The 23,986-nt window shown below is 47.5% G+C and carries 17 protein-coding genes and 1 pseudogene; 4 read left to right on the forward strand and 14 right to left on the reverse strand.

Annotated elements, in window-relative coordinates:
- From LJ740_RS09770 to LJ740_RS09795, 5 genes and pseudogenes are all read right to left on the reverse strand, one after another.
- Positions 1-3,481 (reverse strand): reprolysin-like metallopeptidase (locus LJ740_RS09770; RefSeq protein WP_229528912.1); only part of this gene is annotated, 3,481 nt, incomplete at its 3' end.
- A 191-nt stretch (positions 3,482-3,672) separates the two neighbouring features.
- A complete protein-coding gene (locus LJ740_RS09775; protein WP_229528913.1) occupies positions 3,673-4,896 on the reverse strand; it encodes a CsgG/HfaB family protein in 1,224 nt (407 codons plus the stop codon).
- Complete coding sequence (locus LJ740_RS09780; RefSeq protein ID WP_229528914.1) at positions 4,883-6,307, reverse strand: DUF6844 domain-containing protein; 1,425 nt, start codon at positions 6,305-6,307, stop codon at positions 4,883-4,885. Before LJ740_RS09780 ends, LJ740_RS09775 begins: the two co-directional genes overlap by 14 nt.
- Before the next feature lie 75 nt (positions 6,308-6,382).
- Positions 6,383-7,002, reverse strand: a pseudogene (gene lpoB, locus LJ740_RS09790) (penicillin-binding protein activator LpoB).
- A gap of 15 nt (positions 7,003-7,017) precedes the next feature.
- The gene (locus tag LJ740_RS09795) at positions 7,018-8,487 is read right to left on the reverse strand and encodes a COG3014 family protein (protein WP_229528916.1); all 1,470 of its coding nucleotides are present in this window, start codon (positions 8,485-8,487) and stop codon (positions 7,018-7,020) included.
- A gap of 372 nt (positions 8,488-8,859) precedes the next feature.
- On the opposite strand from LJ740_RS09795, the gene LJ740_RS09800 reads away from it, so the two are divergent.
- The 4 genes from LJ740_RS09800 to LJ740_RS09815 all read left to right on the forward strand — a co-directional run bounded on the left by LJ740_RS09800 (position 8,860) and on the right by LJ740_RS09815 (position 12,759).
- Positions 8,860-9,393 carry a nicotinate-nicotinamide nucleotide adenylyltransferase gene (locus LJ740_RS09800; RefSeq protein WP_229528917.1) on the forward strand — a complete coding sequence of 178 codons (534 nt, stop codon included), beginning with the start codon at positions 8,860-8,862 and terminating at the stop codon, positions 9,391-9,393.
- 88 nt (positions 9,394-9,481) lie between these two features.
- Positions 9,482-10,174, forward strand: coding sequence for a substrate-binding periplasmic protein (locus LJ740_RS09805; RefSeq protein ID WP_229528918.1), 693 nt, complete (start codon positions 9,482-9,484; stop codon positions 10,172-10,174).
- Positions 10,175-10,387: 213 nt separating this feature from the next.
- Complete coding sequence (locus tag LJ740_RS09810) at positions 10,388-12,160, forward strand: aromatic amino acid hydroxylase (RefSeq protein ID WP_229528919.1); 1,773 nt, start codon at positions 10,388-10,390, stop codon at positions 12,158-12,160.
- Positions 12,157-12,759: an NADPH-dependent FMN reductase gene (locus LJ740_RS09815; RefSeq protein ID WP_229528920.1), complete on the forward strand. Its 603-nt coding sequence runs from the start codon at positions 12,157-12,159 to the stop codon at positions 12,757-12,759. The genes LJ740_RS09810 and LJ740_RS09815 overlap by 4 nt, the downstream gene beginning before the upstream one ends.
- Before the next feature lie 54 nt (positions 12,760-12,813).
- Here LJ740_RS09815 and LJ740_RS09820 read toward each other — a convergent pair whose 3' ends face one another.
- From LJ740_RS09820 to LJ740_RS09860, 9 genes are read right to left on the reverse strand one after another with little or no spacing between them, the layout of a single operon-like run.
- Positions 12,814-13,092 (reverse strand): GIY-YIG nuclease family protein, encoded by a 279-nt coding sequence (locus tag LJ740_RS09820; RefSeq protein ID WP_229528921.1) that lies wholly within the window; start codon positions 13,090-13,092, stop codon positions 12,814-12,816.
- Positions 13,092-14,843 carry a hypothetical protein gene (locus LJ740_RS09825; protein ID WP_229528922.1) on the reverse strand — a complete coding sequence of 584 codons (1,752 nt, stop codon included), beginning with the start codon at positions 14,841-14,843 and terminating at the stop codon, positions 13,092-13,094. Before LJ740_RS09825 ends, LJ740_RS09820 begins: the two co-directional genes overlap by 1 nt.
- Positions 14,840-17,119, reverse strand: coding sequence for a DUF4175 domain-containing protein (locus LJ740_RS09830; protein WP_229528923.1), 2,280 nt, complete (start codon positions 17,117-17,119; stop codon positions 14,840-14,842). The genes LJ740_RS09825 and LJ740_RS09830 overlap by 4 nt, the downstream gene beginning before the upstream one ends.
- The gene (locus LJ740_RS09835) at positions 17,116-18,219 is read right to left on the reverse strand and encodes a BatA domain-containing protein (RefSeq protein WP_229528924.1); all 1,104 of its coding nucleotides are present in this window, start codon (positions 18,217-18,219) and stop codon (positions 17,116-17,118) included. The genes LJ740_RS09830 and LJ740_RS09835 overlap by 4 nt, the downstream gene beginning before the upstream one ends.
- Complete coding sequence (locus tag LJ740_RS09840) at positions 18,216-19,112, reverse strand: DUF58 domain-containing protein (protein ID WP_229528925.1); 897 nt, start codon at positions 19,110-19,112, stop codon at positions 18,216-18,218. The genes LJ740_RS09835 and LJ740_RS09840 overlap by 4 nt, the downstream gene beginning before the upstream one ends.
- Before the next feature lie 16 nt (positions 19,113-19,128).
- Positions 19,129-20,139, reverse strand: coding sequence for an AAA family ATPase (locus LJ740_RS09845; protein WP_229528926.1), 1,011 nt, complete (start codon positions 20,137-20,139; stop codon positions 19,129-19,131).
- A gap of 9 nt (positions 20,140-20,148) precedes the next feature.
- Complete coding sequence (locus LJ740_RS09850; protein WP_229528927.1) at positions 20,149-20,847, reverse strand: DUF4159 domain-containing protein; 699 nt, start codon at positions 20,845-20,847, stop codon at positions 20,149-20,151.
- A gap of 6 nt (positions 20,848-20,853) precedes the next feature.
- Positions 20,854-22,221: a TldD/PmbA family protein gene (locus tag LJ740_RS09855; RefSeq protein WP_229528928.1), complete on the reverse strand. Its 1,368-nt coding sequence runs from the start codon at positions 22,219-22,221 to the stop codon at positions 20,854-20,856.
- 31 nt (positions 22,222-22,252) lie between these two features.
- Positions 22,253-23,881 (reverse strand): TldD/PmbA family protein, encoded by a 1,629-nt coding sequence (locus LJ740_RS09860; RefSeq protein WP_229528929.1) that lies wholly within the window; start codon positions 23,879-23,881, stop codon positions 22,253-22,255.
- Positions 23,882-23,986: the final 105 nt, after the last annotated feature.

Genomic DNA, 23,986 nt, shown 5'->3' on the forward strand with positions numbered 1-23,986 from the left:
TAAACCGCTGAAGTTCGCCATCACTGGAATTCAGAATGTACCAGTATTGATTCGACGGGCGGCGCACCGCAATATCGGTTATGCCATCACCATCATAGTCTGCCGGAACCGGAATATCCTCGGCCTGTTTACCAAAATTAACGCGTTGAATTTCACCATCTGAGCTGTTTTTAATATACCAGTACTGGTTGGATGGCCGTCTTACTGCCACATCGGCAATACCGTCGCCATCAAAATCCCCCGATACCGGAATGTCATTTGCAGATTTACCAAATTGCTCCCGCAACAACGCGCCACCGGATGACTGACTGATATACTGGAAATAATTGGACGGGCGGCGCACTCCCACATCGGCTTTACCGTCGCCGTCGTAATCAAAGGCAACCGCGGATGCATCTGGTGTTGTTACTCCGGGCAGTGGTAAGCTGACACTGTCCAGGTAAACCCGATCATCGCCATTCGACACGGATTCATCTTTGGTATAAGTCCAGGTCAGTGTATGAGTACCTGCTGATACAGGCTGTGAAACCAGTAAGAAATCCTCTTCACCTGACCACCGTTTAATAAACTGGCCATCCACATAAAAACTAAGAAAATCATAATCGTATTCAGTTGAAATCTTAACGTTAAAACTGACCGTGCCCGCCCCAAAGGTATTGGTGTAGCTTATCGTGGAGGAGCCGCGATCCTTGATTACTCCTGAGCCAAGGCTAAAAGTCCCTTCCCCGGCAGAGCCAAGTGCAAATCCCCATCCGCCGAGATCCCAGTCTTCCAGGCCCAACGGACTCTCAAACTGGAACGGTTCACCTGCGGTTGGAGCTTCGAGATCAGTTACATAAGTTCGGCTATTTATCGGCACAACGATGTTATCAATCCAGGCGCTATCCTCGCCTGAACTGACACCTTCATCCTTTTGATATTGCCAGCTAATAACGTGTGCTCCGGCCTCGATGGGGATGGTGTAAGTTTCCCAGTCTAGTTCACCTGACAGATTTCTGACCGCTCTGCCATCCAGATACACCACCAAATAATCATAATTTGCTTCGCTGGACACCTTGGCGTCAAAACTCACGAAACCTCCTGAGCTGACAATCAACATATCCAACACACTGATTTGATTGTCTGATATATCAGCAGCTTGAAGACTATTATTGCCAGAGGACGCTGCACTGTTCACCCGGGTCCAGGGGTGTTCCCCAATAAAGTTAAATCGGTTTAGCTCAGTTTGAGTTTCAAAGTCAAAGTTTACCTCTCCCACAAAGGGGTTTGAATTGGCATCATTTGGGTCGGTACCGGCCAGATATTCGTCCATGTTGGAGGCGCCATCCCCATCTGCATCATCACTTATATCTGTGGCATCCTGAGGATCAAGAAAATTGGCAACTTCATAGGCATCAGGTAGTCCGTCATTGTCTGTGTCAGTATCATTCACCGCCGTGCCAAGCAAAGCCTCTTCAATATTAGACAATCCGTCAGAATCCAGGTCGCCGCTGGCATCTGATGCATCATTGGCATTAAGACCGTTTAAGGTTTCAAAACTGTCTGACATGCCATCGCCATCGCTGTCGGATGTCACGGCAGCCACCACAGAAACACTGGTTTGTGAAACACTGAAGAAAATATTGTCTTCGCAGGATAATCTGAATCGATAGTCTCCCGTTTGTTGTGGCGCGGTCACCACTGCCAAACCGTCGTTGGTCAGACCCGTTGCTACCGTTGTAAAACTGTTGCCGTTATCGCTTGTCACATCCAATGCGATTCGGCTGCAGTCAATTGGCGCATTTTGAGTACCCGCGGTGTTCCAATACAACAAAGATTGGCGCGCAGCTTCCCATTGCAACTGGGCATCAGGTTTTAGCAATCGAAATTGCTGGCCTGAATTAACCGTAGATACCAGCATCGCATCTGTTGTTACGCCACCATTCCCGTCTCTTGCCGTGAGCCTGAAATTGAGTTCGCGAGAGGTTGTAGCGTAAGTCTCACCTATAGTACTGGTGCCGGACATGACATCCGACATTTTCGGTAATGTCCTGGCGGGTGTGCTTAGCGGGGTAAATGAGCGAAACAACGGGCGACTACTGTTATCTACCATAGTTTCAGGGCTGGAAGAGGATGTTCCGATATCCAATTGCTCCCAAATGTACGTTAATGAGTCACCATCGGGATCACTGCCAGAGCCGGTCAATGTAAAGGGCAAATTTACCGGTATTGTATAGTCGTTACCCGCATCCACTGATGGCTGAGTATTGTTTAATGCTGAAGTACTACCACAATTCCCCCCGGCGCCATTATCGATGAAATCACGGATCTCTTCGATAGAGCCAATATGGAAAATCGGATCGGAGTTTTGCTGCAAATTTTGTGTCGCGCAAATGCTGGCATAAGCCATAATGGTGGAACCACTTCCGGGCTCCCAGGCCGTTCCACCATTGCGATTGCCATCACAAAAGCCTGCCGTGCCATTAAAGGTGTGATTTCCTCGAAATTGATGGCCTATTTCATGGGCGACATAATCAATGTAAAAGGAATCGCCGCTTGGAACAGGAGCTCCCGTCACCCCTGACGCTTTACTCGCCGTACATACGACTCCCAATCCGGCGAGGCCGCCTCCTGCCGTGTTTACGATATGCCCAATATCATAATTACTGAAACCAATGGCTCCATTGATGACGCCCGCATTCAAATCTATATCGTCTGTATCATTATTGAATGGATCGGATGTGGCATCCGTAAAGACCAGTGCATCATTACCTGCCACCAGCTCAAATTGCACCGCCAGATCCACCAGATAGACTTGATTGACTCGATTGACCATGGCATTAACAGCGGCCAGACCGTGTTCAACCGTTCCGCCGTGATAGGCCGTGTATTCTGCTGCGGCAGAGACCGCCAGACGATAGGTACGCAATGTATCACCGGTGGCGATGCGTTGCGCAGAATCAAACTTGCGTTCGCTGATATAGGGTTTCAGTTTCGAAAAATCTTCAGTAAATCGGTGGGTTGTATTAGGAATAGCCTTGCTGCGCAAATAACTGATGTAATGACGGGTTTGGTTGCTCACCTGCGGTTCCAGAAATGCCCAATCATTCTTGTAACGATACATGCCATGCAGCCCAAGCAGGCTAAAGCTGAACCGCCCAATATTTTCGCCGAATTGGTTTAACGCTTTGTAGGACCTGATACCAGGATATCTGGCAGCCAGTTCCGGGGCCATAACGCTATCTTCAATCAAAGTAAGCGAGATGTTTTTGCCATCTGGTGCGGGGATCAAGAGTTCAACCTGACTTTGTCCCAACATGAATTGCTTGCGCATTGGTTCATGTTGAAAATTAATATAGCGCGCGTCCAAAGCCCGGGCATTCAAAACCTGGCCGGTCAAATCCATTTTCTGGTTGTTTTCCTGCCAGAATTGATTGGCAGACACAACAAAAGAACAAAAAGCGGCCAACGCTGCCAGTATCTTAACCCTGCTAAACCCCATCTAAAATCCCTACCTGTATTCTAAAACCAAAGCATAGTGCAAATTGCCGGTATTATGTAATGCGTCATATCACCGATTAAACGTTAACGAGATAGCCACCGCGATTATTCCCTTATTGGTTTAAACAAAAAAGCGCTCGTTGGTGAGCAACGAGCGCTTTTTCAACCTGATAACATGCAATCTAACAGGTGCTATTGATCATCAATGATCACCCCACCCGCCGGTGAGGGCTCAGGTTTCTTTTTAGCTGCGCCAGGCAGCACAATACCACCGGCAGCAGAGGGTTTGTGTGTGGCGTTCGCAGGCGGTACGGGTTGATTTTCGCCTTCATGGTAAAGCACAACATCATTATTCAGGCGCACAATGGAGCCAGCGACCATATCTTCGATATTACCCGATACCACACTGGCATAGGACAGTTTCGAGGTCACCCTGACAATGCTCACCTGTCCAACGGGCAACTCCACGCGCCCCAATGACTCCTTTGTATAAGGGTCTATGAGTTTTTCACCAAGCACAAAAACATCATACAATTCGCCCACTTCCAGACTCTTACCGCCCTGATTCAATACTACAGCGTTGTGACTGTTGGAGACCACTTTCAGTGGATAAATGGCATTAACGATATCCCGGGATATCTTTAACGCTGTGTACAAATCGGTTAAGTCAGTATCCAGCATCGCCTTGTCCTGCCACTTCACCTGTCTGGTAGACAGATTAATGATCTTGTAATTGACCTCGCTATACAGATCGAGGATATCTTTGCGCTCTCCGGTAAACTCGTTGATTTCGGTACGTGAATCATCAAAAAGTGCCACTTCCCCTACCACCAGATAATCCAGCCCCAATACCTGCGATAAACGCACTTTTTCACTCAGGGGCGTATCCGCGCTCATCAACAACGCTTTTTCTTTCTGGTATTCAGCATTGTGCTCACGGTCTAGCACGGCAAAACGTCGGGATTGCACTAAATGGGTTTGCAGATTCTCGGCAAACTCTTTGCCGTAACGGCCATCAAACGGCGCAACTACCAGCTTACGTCGCTTGTCTGGCGACAGTCCGGGACTGTCATACTTTGGAATAATCACGCGTAAATCTACTTCGCACTCTTCATCACAATAACTGTTGAGCACTTCATAACTCTTTATTTGTCCCCGGGTTTTCATGGTGGTGATGTTTTCCAGTGCAATACTGGTAATGGCATCACCATTGACTTTCAGTTGATTGGCCTGACGCCATGACTGACTATTGACGTCAACCCCATGTACCTGTGCAATTGCACTCACTAATCCCTTTTCGATTGCAGTTTCTTCGGTCAGCCCCCTGGCAGTTAACTCCACCGCAACATCCTTCGCCAGAACCAAATGGCTGCTCAGCAGTAACGCTGCGCAAGCGATAGTCTTAAAAGTCGTCATCATCGGCTCCATCACTTTCACCTGAAACAGGGGTTATGGTTGCTTTACTGCCTGATGGCTTATTTTTCTTTAGTTCTTTATTGTTTTTGAATGCGCGAGTGGCCTGCTCTGCCATCGGATGCCACATCAATACAACGCCATTGATTTCACGATTGGTTACCGGATGTTTGCTGCTCCAACGCTTTACCTGTTGTAACCCCACCAATCCCTTCACATTTGAGCTAACTTTTGACATCTGGCTAATCTCTTTGATCACTTTAGCCACTGTCTGCTCCTGGGTTTCAATATCGCCCGGTGAATTCATAGTTGCAGAAGCCGTCCTGGATTTGTCACTGGTACTGCTACTGGTTGCTTCCACTCTGCCGACTAAATTGTAAGTTTCCGCGATGTGAGCAAATGCATTTAGCTCGGCATCCAGGTAACTGAATTCACGATTATCTACACATTCCTCATAATCTGCCGGGTTGCAATCATTGCCTGCCATTCCAAACGACAGCAGTACCGGATAGCCTTTTTCATCCCAGTGAATTTTAGTCCCTATCTGATACATCAGGTTGTCCTGATGTTGCTCCAGATAATCCAATACCGGCAGTTTTGCCTTTTCCGGCTCCGGTTCAATATTACCTTTGCTCTTGCGCAGCGATGCCAGGAAGTTCTTTTTCCTGACCGAAGTGGCGATAACAACAGATACGGCGGTGTTACCATTGCTGTCTGTTTTCTCGTAAGACTTCATAATCTGGGTGCCGGTTATGTCCCCCATAGACACAGTTTCAACCGTCTGAGTAACGGCTTTTTGCATCATGGTTTTGCGCTTTGAAGGCGGGGCCGCATCATATTCCTCAGGGTTAACTCCAAGTTCCCGCAATTCACCATCCACCGTAGCATCTGCCAGGGCTACAATCTTATCCAGTAAAGCTTCAAACTGACTTTGCGCCTGAATTTCCTCAGGTGTAAACTCAGGTAACTGATTGCTTTTAAAACTCTTGCGAATCGTTTCGGTAGCGACATTGGTATACAGCTGCTTAAGCATGGCTTCACGCGCTTTTTGCATTGCCTCAGTGTAAGCCAATACCCGGGCATCCCCCCAACCTGATTCGGTGGGACGCAAACTGATTATAGCCGTACCGGCGTGCATGAATACTTGTTTATTTTGTGTTGCAAACTTTCGGCGCTTATCCCTGATGTATTGCTGGGCTTTTTCATCTACATAGGCTGCAGCATCCGCCGGTTTTTCTTCCTGAGCTTGCACGACTTCCTCACCGGTGGCTGCGGGTTGCTGTGCCTGTTCTTCAATCATCACGACATCGAGTATTTCTCCCGCCTGTGCCGTAGATTGCGCAACACTTTGGCTGGTGAACATAACAGGGGTCACCACCATAAACAGGGTTAAAAGTTTTTTAGTACAACACATAAGCATTCCTTTCTTTTTGTTTGTGGACAAACCGAAAAAAGGCTTGGGTAAGCCTTTTTCATCTGTTGCTCTTAATTACCATGAAACTGAATCGTTACGGCCCGTTTTGGCTATGGGGTATTCCCCTTCCCAATAGGCCAGCCCAGTTTCCAGCTGTGTCATGGTTAACTGAAAATAATACTCCACCAGTTGTTTTGAGTTGCTCACCTTGCTGGTACGCTGAATAATCTTGCCACTTAAGCTAAAGTCAGGCGCGTAAACCTGTCCATCTTTTTGGTGGTATTTTGGTTCATCAGGCTGGAGTCTTGTAATTCCCGTGATTTAGCCGTGCTGCTGTCTTCGGGGCCAGCACCGGTAAAACTCACCGCCGTAGTGGTTAAAAACTTGCCGCTGTTTAACAGACCGACCCGGATCTTTTTCACCAGTTGATCAGTATCGATGCGCTGTGTGGTGTCGTTAATAATGTTGTAAATGGACAAGATATAACGCCCACCTTTATCAGCCTCCGGGTGAACTAACAATGGACTGGCAATAATCTCATCCAAAGCCTGGTTCGCTGCGGCCTCAAAATCTCTCTGCGACAGTCCCATTACAACGGTATCTTCATCATGGGTTGATACGTATTTAGTGGTTGACTGGCAACCTGACATCGCCAGTAAAACCGGTATAGTGGTAGCAATTAAAAGCTTTTTCATTTATTCAATTCCTTATTAAAGAGAGATAACTTCAATTCGAGGTGCAATATTTCGGTTGATCGCTTTCACATAAACAATGTTGTTTTTAGTAGGATCAATTTCAACACTCAAAGGTTGACTTAAGCCAGCTGAATCTATGCTGAGCGTAGATTGCCCGTCATTTTCCACCATCAAAGCCTGAAACGATTTAGGCAAAATACTCCAGGTGCGGGTATCGGCTTCGGTAGTCGCCGCCTGTAAAATGCCGGTGGCAAACCCCAGGTAGGCGTTGCTGTCATTCACCTGCTTTTGCGCCACGGTTTTTACAATTGTGCGGGTAATTTCGCGGGTCAGAATCAATGGAAACTCTTCTTTAAATTCCGCTTTGATGATCTTATCCATGTCAGCCACCACTTCCGAAGAAACGCCATTCACCATAAAGCCATTAAAATAATCAGGCTGGTCCACCAACTTCGGCAATGCCATTCCCACATAGTTCACATTACTGGAAACCAGGAACACCGGCAGATCAATACGAAACTCATCCAGTTTCGCCATTTCCCCGGCCTCAAAAATAACCCAGGTTTTATTAATGCTGTTAAGGTTAACATCACCAGACTGCACCTGTTCAGCAAGCGCCTGCGTATTGGCAGCAACTGCGGTATTGGTGATACCGGAAACCCGCTTGAAACTATCTACAGCTTTACCCAGATCCGCTGAATCTTGCGCGGTCAACATGAAAAATAAACCGTGCATGAAGGTAGAAAACGGGTTGATATAGCCATCGTACGCTGACCATTCCGACATATCGATGCCTTCTTTAGCCAGGATTTTTTCCGCCTCAGATAAACTCTTATCAACATTGTCATCAGACGATTTGTCACCTTCTGACTCCAACTTTTCCTTTTCTTCTTCAGCCGCTTTTGCCTGTGCGTCTTTTTTCTCGTTTATACGCTCAGCAAAAAAATCCGCAGCGCGACGCTGTCTGTCATCGGAGCGGTTCCATTCCACCCGGGCATTCGCGTGATCACCCAGCGCGGTAAAGTTAATTGCTTTGTAGGTGTTCACCATAATCGAATCGTACACCGACTGTTCATAGTCCAGGAAAGTATCGTTGGTTAGAGAGGAAGCAATACTTTCGCCTGCCGACTCCACCATATTTTCCGTGTCTTCGCCGTACATAATGTCTTCTATGAGGTCAAAAAACTGATTGGATTGTACGTAATCCCCTTGCATGCGATAAATTGCTGCGGCCTGCATACCCCACAACTGGTCGTCCAGCAGCGATTTTTCGGCATCGTATTCCGCTTCATCCAGTGCCAGTGTCAGCGCTTCATTGACGTTCCCGGTAGCAATATGTTGACTGAATTTAGCGGAATCGCTGTCGGTCTTAAATGCCCCGCCTATACCGGAGGTTAAACTGGAAAAGGGACTGGAGCCGTTTCCTGTTGAGGCACAGCCCGACAGCGCCATTGCCCCCATCATGCAAAGAATTACTTTTTTCATGTTGTTTCCTAAAACTGGTGTTGAAAAACAGGGGGAAGGGTAAAGTCGAAAAGTCCCTTTCTTTTTGAATCCCTGAACGCAGCCCATTCACAATTGCTTACAAATCAGACCGACAGGTTGAATATACTCAACTTTTTTAAAGACTGTCAAATGGCATTGAGTGCTCAGTCCTACCATTTATAAGGGGACAGACAATCAGAGCAATGCTGTTTTTGCAAAACATCCTTTGTTCACCGTGGGTTAAACTGCTTTTGCCCAACCAGATGGTTCGCGATAACCCAGACATGAATTTTTAATGACAAGGACAATGGCTGATTGTGGTATCGTTGCACCACGATTATGGATTTCTGTTGTTACTCAATTTACCAAGCGATGAAAATAGCAATTTTCGGTTCAGCCTTTAATCCACCGACTTTAGGTCATTGCGACGCCATCAACTATGTGCTGGAACAAGGATATGAGCAAGTCTGGCTGGTACCTTCTTTTCAACATGCCTTTGGCAAGCAAATGCTATGCTACGAGGCGCGCCTGAACTTGCTGAACGCCTTTCAGGAAGATTTGGCAAACCCTGCTGTAAAGGTGTGTGCCGTTGAGCAACACATTGCCAGGGACGAGCAACCGGTATACACCTGGGATGTCCTGAATCACCTGCAGCAGACCCACCCCGAAAGCGAATTCGCCTTTGTTATCGGACCGGATAATCAGGTTAACTGGCACAAATTCTATAAGGCCGATGAGATAACTCAGCGCTGGCAAGTTATTGCAGTTCCTGAACGTCAGGCCATCCGCAGTACCCTGGTGCGCCAGGCCATCAACGAAAATCGCCCGATTGCACAACTGGTCACGCCCTCTGTGGCAAACTTAATAATCACTAAAAAGCATTACCGACCCAACGCATCCCATTAAATATGTCATAAAAGCCACTTTTAATTGCGTTAATCTCAAGATTATACTTAACTAAATCTAAAACACCCTGCTGTGTAAGGTGTCGTCTGTGCGCATCAAAATACTGCCAAAATTGGCTGCCCTATTGTTATTCATCAGTTCGCCTGTATGGGCGGAATATCGTGTTGTGATGGAACCTTCACCGCCGTTTCAATTTATTGTAGATAATGAGTTGAGAGGGCCGGTGGCGCTATCAGTTCGCGCTAAATTTCAGGCCGCCAATCTGACCGCCAGATTTGAAATGTATCCCTGGAATCGCGCCTACAACCTGGCTGCTACAGAAAAAAATGTTTTTATCAGCAATATCGCCCGAACACCTGAGCGAGAAAACTTATTCAAGTGGATTGGTGTGGTGCATTCTTTTAATTTTGCCCTGATCAGTATTAATGAACTTATCATTGCGGAAGAGCTGGACGACGTTCGCCCCTACACGATTGCCGTACAACGCAACGATATTGCGCACAACTATCTGAAAAAGATGGGGTTTTCTGAAGACAAAAACCTGTTCGTTACGGCTGATATCACGGAATCCTGGCGATTACTGAACAAGTTGAAAGTGGATTTTGTAGTAGAAGATATCGATATTATCGACGTGATGGCCAGAGACTATCTGACCGAAGGAAAGACCGTCGCCCATCGTCTGTTGCTGCCGGAAATGCGTTTTGACACCTGGCTTGCAGCCAACCCATCAATTAGCGATCAAACTATTCAATCCTTGACACAACTTTTCGAGCAGCCATAAGCCCTGTAAAAGTTGTAATGTAAATAATTCTTAACATTTAAAGTCAACGTCAAAGCCGCCGGTCTATTGTTGCAGCCGGCAAATTTCACTAGATTTGTGCCCCATTGTTAGCCGTCAGGTCTAAAATTAAACGACCAGCTGCAAATTGGCAGTACTCGCACTCTGAAAAGTGCAGCAGACGGCAAAGAGCCAATTTTATTCGAGGAATCCAAGGTGAATTCACAGCAAGAAATTATCGACAGCCTGCCCTCACATTTACGTCCCTTTATTGCATGGCAAGACTATCAGCTGTATACCCCCAGAGATCAGGCCGTATGGCGTTTTTTGATGCACCAACTGGTGCAAAATCTCAGTGAGTCAGCCCATCCAATCTATCTGGAAGGGTTGCGTAGAACCGGCATCAACATAGAAGAAATCCCCAAAATTGAGGTGATGAATGAACACCTTAATGACATCGGCTGGCGTGCAGCCGTAGTCGATGGTTTTATTCCTCCCGCCATTTTTATCGAGTTTTTAGCGCATCGGGTACTCGTGGTGGCGGTTAATATTCGTTCCTATGCGCATATGCTGTATACACCCGCCCCCGATATTATTCATGAATCGGCAGGCCACGCGCCTTTCATAATCGATATTGACTATGCAGAATATCTGCAACGCATGGGTGAACTAGGTCGTCGCGTTATCACTAACAAAGGAGATATTGAGGTTTATGAAGCAATACGCGCTTTATCTATCGTAAAAGAAAGCCCCAATGCGAAAACGGAGGAAATTGATGCCGCAGAAGCTCACCTGAAAGACGCCATCGAGCGCAAAAAAGAAGAGCCTATTTCAGAGGCTGCCTTGATGTCGCGCCTGCAATGGTGGACCACTGAGTATGGATTAGTCGGTACTATTGATGATTACAAGATATATGGTGCCGGCCTGCTTTCCTCTCTGGGAGAGAGCTTAAACTGTCTGAACGATGAGAAGGTAAAAAAACATCCACTAACCCTGCGTGCCATCGCCACCGATTACGACATTACCCGCGAACAACCTCAGCTGTTTGTGGCCCGTAGTTGTCGTCACTTAAGTCAGGTAGCCGAAGAATTTGCCAGAAATCTGGCCTGTTACAAGGGCGGTAAATATGGACTGGACATGGCGATACAGGCTGAAACAGTCAATACCGCTGTGTATAACTCAGGTCTGGAAGTCAGCGGGTTGTTTACCGATGTGATGTACGATCCGATGGGCAACCCGGTTTACATTAAAACAACCGGACCAACACAACTGGCCTACGAGGAACAACAACTGAGTGGGCATGGCATCGAATACCACGAGCACGGCTTTGGTAGCCCGGTTGGCAAACTGGTGCAAATCACCAACTGTTTATCCACCTATCACATTGACGACCTGAGAGACCTGGGCATTGAAATTGGCAAACGGGTTACACTTAACTTTTTGTCAGGTGTTACCGTCAAAGGCTTACTGAAAAACATCACCCGTCGCGATGGTAAGAATTTGTTGTTCACCTTTGAAGACTGTCGCGTTTCTGATCTGGACAACAATACCCTCTTTGACCCCGACTGGGGCATTTTCGATATGGCCGTGGGCTTCAAAATAGATTCCGTCTACGGTGGCTCAGCAGACCCGGCCGCATATCCCTTGTATAACAATCCATCGGACACTGCGACTATTGCCGGGGATTATGATGACAGTACGCAACAGTTGTTTAACTGGTATGAAAAAGCACGACAGTACCGGGAAGATGACAGCATAACCGCCGCTCAGGTGGAAGATTTGATCCGCTCCTGTCAAAATGCGGTAGAGAATGAGTGGTTATTGATTTTTGAACTTTTTGAGCTGGCCGTTAAAGCCGGAGCTGATCAGGCATTAGCTGAATCTCTGGAAGCCAGATTAAACCACCTGTTAAACGATGAAACTGAAGAAAACCAAATTCTGATCCGCTATGGATTAAGCAGAATTGCAGCGCAAAAGGCAAATGCATGAATAAAATTACTATTATCTCCGGCAGTCACCGCGAAGGCTCTGAAAGCCTTAAAATTTCCCGGGTGATGAAAGAAAAACTGGAAGCCCACTCCAACTGCGACAATGTTGAAATTATCGATTTAGCCGAAGTAAAGTTACCTTTCTGGAGCGAATCTTACACAGCTGACGAAAAAGAAGTTATCGATAAAGTAGCAAAACAACTTGAATCCTCTGATGGTTTTGTGGTGGTGAGTCCGGAATGGCATGGCATGGTCACATCGGCCCTTAAAAACTTGTTTTTATTGTTTACCAGCAAACAGTTTGCCCACAAGCCAGGCCTGATTGTTTCTGTTTCCGCCAGCGTCGGTGGTAGCTATCCCATCAATGAATTACGTACCAGCAGCTACAAAAACAGCCGTCTGTGCTATCTGCCGGAACACTTAATTGTGCGCCACGCGGGTACTATCTTTAACGGTAAAGATGACGACGACAAGAAAACCGAAGCATACATTGGTAAACGCGCATTGGCTTGTGCCGGAATGCTTTTAGCTTATTCGGATGCGTTGCGCACTGCCCGTGAAATGATGCCGGATATGAGTGATTTTCCAAACGGTATGTGATACCAGTGTAAGCAAAATTAGCTCACTAAAAGCACCACACATAGTGGTGCTTTTTTATTGCTCCTCAGAAAAATCAAAGTACACGGGATTGGGTGCCTGCTTTACCAGGTCTTCCTTTTGTTTTTTGGTTAGCGCTTTAATCTGATATTCGTATTTTGATGCCAGTGAACGTCCGTCAACCGCCATAAACCACACCAGTTCAAAAGGTTTGTTGCGCAGGTATTTAGCACCAGTCCCTTTGCGATGGGCAGCCATTCGGCTCTCCAGATCGTTACTGATACCACAATACAGCGCCTGTGTTTTTTCAACCCGCAACAAATAAACAAACCACATCAACGTTTTCGCCACCAAAGGTATGCGGCAGAAAATAACCACAACAGAGCAAACCAATAAGCTGTAAGCGGACGATAGTAGGTCTCTGTTTTCTCCGGAGTTGCTGAACTGCGACGGTTTAATTCATCGATGGTTTGATGTATCTGAAAGGCGCGGATATCAGCAAAGGCGTCAGGCTCATAGGCATAAACGGCTGAACTATGAGCCACATCTGCATTTTCTAATATCAACTGATACCAGCCGGATTGTGTTGGCCAGAAATAGCCACAGGCCATTGAATCTCGTTGAGGCGCTGCCGTCAGGGGAATAGCATATTGCTCGGTGCCGGATTTGATGCTGAGCCGGGCTTCTGGCGACGTTACCAAAGCACAAACCTTGGTGCGCCAGTTAACATGGTTAATGACATTGGGCTCCTGAGGCAAAATACGCCCATGTGCATACAGTGGTAGAGCCGCGGAGATAAGTGTTTGCCAGTAGCGACTGTAAGCCGTACGTTGCTGTTCTCGCTGTAAGACAAAACTGTCTGACAACAGGCTAATGACAATACTGCCCGCCCCTAACCGGTGCTTCACCGCGACGGTCTGCCCCTGTCCGGTACGTATTAATGTCTCCCCCATATCAGAATCCGGGAAACGCAGTTCGGCAACCTTTAGCGCTGCCTCAAACTGAAAATCAGATAGCCAGAACGGCTGCACATTCTGTTCACCCGATTGATAATTTTCCAATTCTATGCCCAATTTCAACAACCAGGCAAAATCCACCAGGCTTTCATCCGCCAGCACAATGAGTCCTTTACCGGCACGCACCTCATTCTCAAGAGACCCCAGCTGAACCGGATTTAAGCGGCTCAGCTTGCGGCCATCCATCACCAAAAGCCGGCTGTTATCACGGTTTTGCCCGTCATCAGATTTTTGCGTCAGGGTTTTGTTTTTACTGATATCGATGTCAGTCATCACCGACTGAGCATCAGCCAATAACCAGTTTTTCAGATTATTGAGTTCTGCATTGGGGGCCGATGCCCAAATCAGGGTGTTTTCCTGAGTTCCGTTTTGTACGTATAAATGTAAATCTGCCAGCAAAGTATGGTCAGCACTTTTCAGTTGATAATGTACCGGCCCCGCCGCTTTAGGAATAACCTGCAATCTAAAAGGCTCTCCTGATTTAACCGTAACACGCCCTACCGTTTCCCCTGCGATATCCAATAAATTCAGCTGCTGTAAAGACTTATCCAAAAAATAATAGCGACCTGCAATGGTTAACGTCTGGCCCAGATACAACTGTTTTTGCCAATTGAGCTGGCTGAATCCCTGTTTGGGCGCATTCTGCATAACACTGATGCTTTCGACGTTTAACTGCGCTACCTCTGATAGCGGAAATTGTGCACCATTCAACTGCAATTGCGACAGCGTTGGATATATCACTGACAGAGCCTCAAGGCTCATTACAGCAGACATATCAGGAAAATGAGGATTAACCCCCAGGCTGATGTTATCCCCTTTGGGTAACACCGGCATCGGATCTGCATCCGGCAGATGCAGGGTGACGACCTGCCCAACGGTATCCGCTATTTTGGGTTGCAGGATCAAACCACTGATCGCCAAAAAAATACCAAGATAGGCCAACATCGCCAGGGTATTGGCAGCAACCGGGTATGGTCGGTGCTGCAATGTCAGTCGCACTGCAAAACTGCAAATCAGCAGAAGCCCTATTAACAACATCCACTGCCAGACAGAAGGCTGCTCGATAATCACTGTGCCTCCTGATACTGGCTCGTTGTCATTGTTTCGGTGCTCAAATAATTTCTCTGATGAATAAAGGGCTCCGCCTGAGGCTCAGCCAACAGTTGCCAGAACTTTTGCACCAGCCGTTGCTGACAATCAGGACAACTCTTTGGTTGATATTGTTGATTGGCCAGAATCGTTTCTAATTGCACCTGGGTCTGAATCAAGGCGGGCCGATTGGGTACCTGGGATTTAATCCAGGCCAGTACCTCTGTTAACAATTTTACGGTATCAGTATCTGGCGAGCCACTGCCCATCGCAACGCCCTGGTAGGCACTTAGCAATAACGCCTGGCTGTTATCATCGGCCTGAAATTGCACGCCTGTTTGCGGGCTTAACACCCCATCGAGTTCGCCTGTTAATCTCTTCTCTTCTGAAACAGGTGGCGGTTCAAATCCCAACCGTTTAACGTAAATACGATCCGCCTGGCGGGCCAGTTTCAGGTATTTGAGCGCCTCTTCTTCAAAGGGCAGTGCCTTGTCCGGCTCTCCTAACATCAGGTGTAATTCGGCACTCCACATTTGTTCCACTGAACGCTTCATATAGGCCCTGGGATTATATTTAATGACGGGACCGATATCGGCGTCCCCATGGTTATGCCCATACTGATTGATCAAAGCCATCCTGCCACTCAAATCACCACCAATGCTGTCTTCACCGTGCCCATGATGTGCATGCCCTGCCTGATGCGATAGCTCAGGCCTGGGGGATTGCTCTTCCTTTGAGTCATGCTCATGACTACCAGTGTTCAGATGCGGCGCAAACTGACTTTCTGCCCCTTGCTCGTGCACTTTGTGATGCTGTTTTGAATGTTCGTGCTCATCTTCATGGTGCTCCACTTCCGACACCACATACATGTCCACACCTTCAAACTCATCACCTAAGTATTGTCCATAACGCTGCTTTAGGTCCGATTGAGCCAGTCCCAGCTGGCGGGAGGTTTCATTAAACACGGCCTTGTCCAGTTGCTCTTTGTCCTGCATTAACTGTTTGGTTTCAATAATGATTTGTCGTTGGCTTTTGAAATACTCCAACTCGAGGTCTGTTACTATGCCCTCTGCGGTGATTACTGCGGCTTCTTCATCTAACCATTTCACAATCAGGGTAGGAGATTTACCTTCCTGTGCCCCCGAAGGTAAGTTGTCCCAGGCCACAATACTGAGATACAGCTCGTCGCCGGGTGTCATCTCAAGGTTTCGCAAATCCCAGTTTAGTTGCAAGGCCTGTTGTTTTTGACCTGACTGAAAGTTATCTAATGGCCGCTCCAGATCACGAAATTTCACCGCTTCACCACTGCCCCGGGCCAACGACATTCTCACTCTGGCTTCTGACAACCCAAAATCATCAGTGAGTACCACGCTCAACTGCAATTGCGGTTGCTGTTCTCTGGCAAAGACCAGGGTGGATGATGGCAACTCAGTAAAACGCACAGTAGGCACTCTGTCAGGCTGTACCAGAATGCTGTAAAAGCCCTGTTGATACACCTCATCGCCTACCCGCAAATGATAACTCTGACTCTGGGTCAGCCGCGCATTAAATCGCGCTGTGTTACCCTGCCATTGGGGTATCAGAGTTTCACCGTCTGATAATTTTAAGGCGAGTTGTTCAACTTGCTGGTTGAAGCTCAACAGCCATTCAATATCGCTGTCCTGCCAGCTTTCGATGTTCAGCTGCTGAAACTGTTGTTCCGGCAGTTGCATGTAATCCGGAGCACTGACCCGCACCTGAGTCGATTCCAGTACCACAACGTTTGGATTATCACTACGTACAGTGCTTATCGGAGTGGATGGAATTAACGGCAGCCAGAAAACAACAGCAGCGAATAGCAGCAGTACTGGTAACTGATACCGCACCGGCGGCAGTGTTTGGGTAAATTGCGTTTTTGATATCTGCTCAAGAGCTTGTTGGGTCCGGGCTTTCTGCAGACTTTCCAATTGATTTAAAGTGTGCGGCTGCAACAACAATTGCGTGCTGTATTGCAGCGCATCAAAGTGTTGGTTTAAATGCCTGGCCAGTTGCGCCAGCGGTATCGCGCTAAACCCTCCGCGTAAAACCAGCACCAGAAACGTCAAGAAACTCAGGCACCCGGCAATGCCAAATCCCATCGAGAGTGAGCTTATCAGTTTCCAATCTATCAGTAGTTTGCACATGGATGCGAAAAATAACGAAAACGCCAGCCACATCAGGAATGTTTGTATCGCTCTGCGTTTTCGCAATACAGACTGAAAAACTGTTAACTGACTCATTCAGCCAACCTCTGTTTATTCAGTTTAAAGCTCAGCAGACGCTCCCCTAACCACACCAGCAACAATGCTAAAAGTAACAGTTCCTGCCAGGGCTGCTTTACCGGGTGACCTGATTGAGAACGCTGTAGTTGCTCACTCACCTGGTTTGCCGCAATTGCTCCTTCGCGACCTGCATTGTGATACAGAGCCAATAGAGACGCCGCAAACCAGGGTTGCTCTGGCCATGAATCCAGTTTTGTAAGCAATTCAGGATGAAATAAATGATGTATCTGACCGGAGAAAAACTGGCGCAGTGTTATCGGCAAACCATCGTCGTTAAACCCTGCCACCAGTGAGTGCACCTGAGGCTGTTCTGCATGGCTGAATATCTGAGCAGAAGCATTTAATAGGCTAAAGTGCGATTCCTGCAATGGCTGTCCGCTGAGATTGATCAGCATGTCATAATTATGAGTTTCAGACCTGGTCGTTGAATACAACTGCACATCCACCTGTAACTTTGGCAAAGTCTGTAATTTCTGCGCCATTAGATTTGCCAGAGATTGCGTTGTACCAGAGGCTAAAATTAACCAATTTGCTGCATCGGCGGGCCCCCGATATTGCTCAGCGATATGCCAGAAAATATTGTCACGGCCTGCTACTCTGAATTCGGGCACCATAGCGGCACTATTGCGCACAAATACATGTTGAGAACTGGCCGCAGGCAACTGCGCCAGAGTGGCCATTAATTCAGCTCCACTTACGTCTTTGCGTATTAATGTGGCGCCCTCACTCAACAATTCTGTGTATTGGTTTTGTTGCTGCGTTGAGAAATGCTGTGGCCAGTCTCCGGGCACCAACACATAAGATTGCGACGATTTAACTGCAGGTAATAACCACTGTGCCAGTAGTAACGCCATCAGCACAATCATCAAGCAACGCAGCAACAGCAACCACCATTGCTGAATCCGGTAATTGGGTTGTTGCGTTTGTTTAGCCTTCAGCAAAAATTGCAGGCTGCCCAGATAAATGTGTTTGCCTTTATCCGGATCTAACAAATGAATGATAACCGGCACCACTATCGCCAGCGCAAACAGCAAGCCCAGTGGCAATAAAAAGCTCATCGTCCTTGCCTCGTGCGTTGCTGCAAAAACTGGGTGATGGCTTCGCTAAAATCATTGTCCACCGACAGGCGTTGCAGATTAATGGCTCGCTGATCGCAATGACTGGCCAGTTGCTGTAGCCAGGCTTGTTGTTCTGCTAAAAAGCGCGTTTTAACGCTACTGGCATTGACCTTTCTGATCTCCCCGGTTTCCAGATCTTCAAATTTAATAAAGCCGCGGTAATCAAATTGCAGCTCCTCCAGGGAGTGCAGATGCAACAGCAGCACATCATTTTTTTGATGCTTTAACAGCGACAGGCAATCACTGATTTCGGTACCTGATTGATAACAATCACTGATAAACACCACCATGCAGGCTTTACTCACCAGCCCGGATAAGTGTGATTGCCAGTGAGTACCAGGAAAAGCGCCGGTGCTATTGTGTTGCTGCAACGCATTCAACACCCGATACCAGTGAGCCCGGCCACTACCGGTTGCGGTAATATCCAGACCATTATTATTAATTAATGTGAGTGAAAAAGGATCGCCCTGTTTTTGTGCCAGATAAGCCAGCGCGCCAATCAAATACTTGCCGTAATTAAATTTACTGAGGGCCCCTTGTGACTGGCTGATGAAGTTCATGGAGGCGCTGCTGTCCAAAATAAAATGAATACTTCGTTCACTTTCCCGTTCGGCTTCCCGCACGAAGTACTTGTCACTACGGGCAAACAGCTTCCAGTCGATTTTGGCAGCTTCATCGCCCTGTTGGTACACCTTATATTGATTAAAATCGGTGCCTACGCCCTTGCGTACACTGGGATGATGACCACTTAAATAGCCTTCAGCGATGGTGCGGGAAATAAATTCCAGATCATCGTATTGCAGCAGTGCCAACAGCTCTTCGGGTAACGCCATGAAATTCAGGTCCGTATTACAAAAACGACTGGCCTTTGAGACTGTCTTGCCAAAGCTGTTCAACGATAGCATCTGCGCTTTGTTTATCCGCTTCAGCATGGAAATTTAACAATATACGATGTCGTAACACACTGGCAGCGACAGATTGTAAATCCTCCAGGGTTACTGCAAAGCGCCCGGCAATCAGGGCCTTCGCTTTAGCGCATAACACCAGTGCCTGCCCGGCTCTGGGTCCTGCCCCCCAAATCACATATTTATTCACCATGTCATGAGCGCTTTCTACCGGTCTTGTCTGACGTACCAACTGTACGGCAAATTCCAACAATTCAGGGGCAATCACCACCTCTTTTACCAGTTGTTGTAGCTCAATGATCTGTTCAGCATTCAACAGTGGTTTCAGCGTGGCCGAGTAGTTTCCCGTGGTTCGCTGTAGCACCTGCAACTCCTCTTCCGCACTGGGGTAATCCACTTTCACCAACATTAAAAAGCGGTCCAGTTGCGCTTCTGGCAAGGGGTATGTGCCCGACTGTTCCACTGGATTTTGGGTCGCCAAAACAAAGAAAGGGTCAGGCAAGGCATAGCGCTTTCCGGCATAGGTAACCTGTTTTTCCTGCATGGCTTCCAGTAACGCAGCCTGTGTTTTAGGTGGAGTACGGTTGATTTCATCGGCCAGTAAAAAATGGGTAAACACTGGCCCTTTAATAAAGTTGAACTCACGCTTGCCGGTGGCGTGTATCTCCTCCAGTAATTCGGTACCTACGATATCGCTGGGCATCAAATCGGGGGTAAACTGCAGACGGTGAAAGCTTTGCTCCAGGGTTTCGGCCAATGAAGATGCCAGCAGAGTTTTTGCCAAACCCGGTGCGCCTTCCAGCAAACAATGACCCCGAGCCAACAAACACACCAGTACCTGCTCAATCACCGCTTTTTGACCAACGATACGCTTGCCAATTTCTTCAACGACGAGCTGGAGGCTATCAAGCGATTTGCGTTCCAGCGATGTGTGTTCCAACGGTTTGTTTTCCATTATTTATTCCTATGCGGTCAGTGCATACATGACGATATTGACAGCGAAACGGGTGTTATCAACGCGCAGCCAGCGCTTATTGCGAAAATCATAATCCCATTCACAACCATAATCTTTATTGCTGTAAAGCACGGCGATTTTGCCGTTGATTTCTATGGCTTTGAGGTATTCATGCACCAAATCATCTCCCCAACCATTGAGTTCATAGGACGTCCGTGGCGGTCCGTCAAAAGCGAAAAAGCTGGAATACAATGGATGATCATTAGGGATTTTTTGTAACGCGGACTCACCAAAGATATCCGCCATTTGTTGCTCAAAACTGCGGGCAAATAACCCGTCGATATCGTGATTGCAATCGTCCACAAACACAAAGCCGCCATTGCGCACGTATTGCTCAAAGTTATTGCGCTCTTCCAGGTTAAACTGCACCAGTTTATGCCCTGCCATATAACAAAATGGGCTGTGCAACATTCGAGGGTCCGCTAACGGTAAGATTCGCTCGGTTAAATCCACCCGCAAATGCGTATATTCAATGAGCGAGTTTAAGATATTTGCCGGCGTACGCTCATCCACATCCCAGTCGCCGGACTCATAACTCAAACGGGTAAAGTAAAAGTCGTAATCGTCAGCAAAACTCAGGGGTGGGAAAGCAGAAGCGGCCGATAAGGCCGCTAACTGTTGTAAAAAGCGTCGCCGCTCAGTGTGCATAACGACTTACACTGCGTCAGACAAACTACTGAAGGTAAAGTCGCGGATCTTCATGGGCGGAATTAGACCACCATTGATTCGCACCGGTTTACCCATGGCTTCGATGTTGTTCAACATGATGATAGGACTTTCATTGAAGCGGAAGTTCTTCACCGGATACTTGATTTCGCCGTTTTCCACATAGAAGGTGCCATCTCGGGTTAACCCTGTGTACATCAGGGACTGCGGATCGAGCTGGCGAATGTACCACAAGCGAGTGACCAGGATGCCCTTGCGGGTGTTTTTGATCATTTCCTCCAGCGAATCACTTCCGCCTTCCATGATGATCTGGGTATTACCGCCGAAAATGCCGCCCCCCGTATAATGGGTAGGCTTGTACTCCGTCCCGGTTTTTTGCGCCCAGTAACGGGAATTCGGCATATTCTTTACCACCCCTTTTTCAATCCACACGGTCTTATCCACCGCATGCCCGTCAGAGGCAAAAGGCGCAGTTGGGACTTCACTGTTTTGCGGATCAGAATACAGCGTGACCCGCTCATCAAACATTTTCTGCCCCAGCTTGTTTAGTGGGCCGTCTTCTTTGCGATCCTGGGGTTTGATACTCAAAAAGCTACGACCTTCATCGGCACTGCGCTGATCCATAGCGTTAAACATGTTGGAAATCAGCTGCACAGTGGCCGCTGGCTCCAGGATCACCGTGTATTTACCGGGTTCCATTTCCTTAGCATCCACTGAGCCTTTGGCCTTTTGAATGGCAATGTTGGTGGCTGACTTAGTATCCAGATTTGACGAGTCAGTAAAATCACGGGTTACCCAGCCAGAGCCTTTCCCGTCTTCGGTACGCAATGTCGCGGTAAAATCAATGTTGGTATTGGTATCGTAGGCAAACAATCCTTTATTGTTCATGATGGCGACAAAGGATTCGCTGTCATTAATAAAGCCCGATACCACTAACTTGCCCTTTTTCGACAGCGCAATGCTGTCATTGGCCATGTTAGCCCGGGTATCCGGGGTAATCGCCGCTGTAGTGGCGGAATGACCATTGACCTTTTTGTATTTTTGCGGCTCCAGTACCGGCATAAACTCCGGGTTTTCCGGGGCCAGCTTAGCCAGTTCTTCAGAGCGCCCAACCACTTTTTTCAGTGATGCATCGTCAAACTCATTTATCGTTGCCACACCGGTTTTCTTACCAAAAGACGACTGCACCACCAGGGTTACATCACTTACTTCGCCAGCGGTAGATACGGTATTCCTGGCATAACGCACGTTGCCTTCCAGACTGCCGGATAAGTTACATTCACACTCATCGGCTTTGGAGAATGACAACACTTTCACCAATAATTCTTTTGCTTCTTTTTCGCTGATAATAGCCATTTTAAAAATCCTCTCTCATTGTTGTCAGTGCTTACACGTTACGCGCGGTGTTGATAACGTTGACATTGTTAAATCGGGTAGTGGGACAACCGTGCGATACGGCGCTCACCTGAGAGGGTTGGCCTTTGCCATCAAAGAAAGAACCGCCCAGGCGATAATCTGATTTACCGGCCATTTGGGCACAGCTGTTCCAGAATTCCTGAGTATTGGACTGGTAGGCAACATCTTCGATTTGGTCTGTGATCTTGCCATCTTTGATTTCATAAAATAACTGACCACCAAACTGGAAGTTGTAGCGCTGCTGGTCAATGGAAAAGGAGCCGCGACCGGCGATATAAATACCGTCTTCCACGTCTTTGATTACATCTTCTGCGGAGATATCTTTTTTATTGGGTCGTAACGAAACGTTTGGCATACGCTGGAACTGCACATCTGCCCAGCTTTGTGAATAACAGCAACCATGAGACTCTTTCTGATCAATCATGTGCACCTGATCTCGAGTGGCCTGGTAGTTCACCAGGATACCGTCTTTAACCAGGTCCCATTCTTTGGTTTTAACCCCCTCATCGTCGTAACCCACATAGCCCAGAGAGCCTTCCTGAGTCTTGTCAGCAAACAGGTTAACGATGTCAGAGCCGTACTGGAATTTACCGGAGCGCCATTTATCCAATGTAGCAAAGCTGGTTCCGGCATAGTTGGCTTCATAACCCAGGACCCGATCCAGCTCCAGAGGGTGCCCCACAGACTCGTGGATGGTTAACATCAGGTGAGCCGGGTCCAGTACCAGATCATATTTACCAGGTTCAACGGATTTAGCCTTTAATTTGGCTTTAAGCTGCTTGCCAGCTTCAGCGGCATCTTCCAACATATCGTATGAATTTTTATAGCCGATATTCGCGCCCTGAACCCGAATCTTGTCTTCTTCTTTACCGTCCAGGTATTCAAAACCCATACCCACCGGATTACCCAGGCTGTTACGGGTTTTAAAGCCGCCTTCACCTACCGAAGTGGCGAAGAAAGGTGCCCATAAACGATGTACATCCTGATCAATGTAGGAGCCATCACTGGAGGCAAAATACTTCTGTTCATTCACGAGGAACAAAATTGAGGTGATGTAATTGGCGCCGTTAGCCATCGCAGCATCATTGACCGACAACAATAAATCCACTTTTTCTTTAATGGGAATTTCAATGGCGTTTTTCTTGATAGGCGTTTGCCAGGATACCTCACCAACCCCTTTCACCGGAGCCAGTTTGACCGGTTCATCCTGAAATTTAGAGTTGGCTTTAGCGACAGCACAGGCCTGCTCGGCGGTTTTCGCTACTGAATCCGGGTCCATTTTAGAACTGGCAGCAAAGCCCCAGGTACCATTGACGATCACCCGAATACCCACGCCGGCAGACTCGGTATTAACGATATTGTCGACGTTCTTTTCTCTAGTGGTAACAAATTGATTCAGGTAGCGCCCTACACGCACATCACAGTAGGTAGCACCTTTTGCCTTAGCGGCATTTAACGCCACGTCCGCGAGACGCTTTTTAAACTGCACGTCCATGGGTTTATCCAGCAGTTGTTCTTCTGCCACTACATTACCCATGACAGGCAACATCAGGGCGCCCGTGCCGACGCCGGCGATTTTTACAAATTCCCGTCTGTCCATTTCCAACCTCGTTGTCGTTAAGTGTTATTGTTCTATTTTTACTTTTTAGCAGCGTGTCAGACTGTCAGGATTCGAAACTTACGTCAACACAGGCTGTTGTCATTG

This window comes from Planctobacterium marinum, from assembly GCF_020687805.1.
In the GTDB taxonomy this organism is placed as follows: Bacteria; Pseudomonadota; Gammaproteobacteria; order Enterobacterales; family Alteromonadaceae; genus Planctobacterium; species Planctobacterium marinum.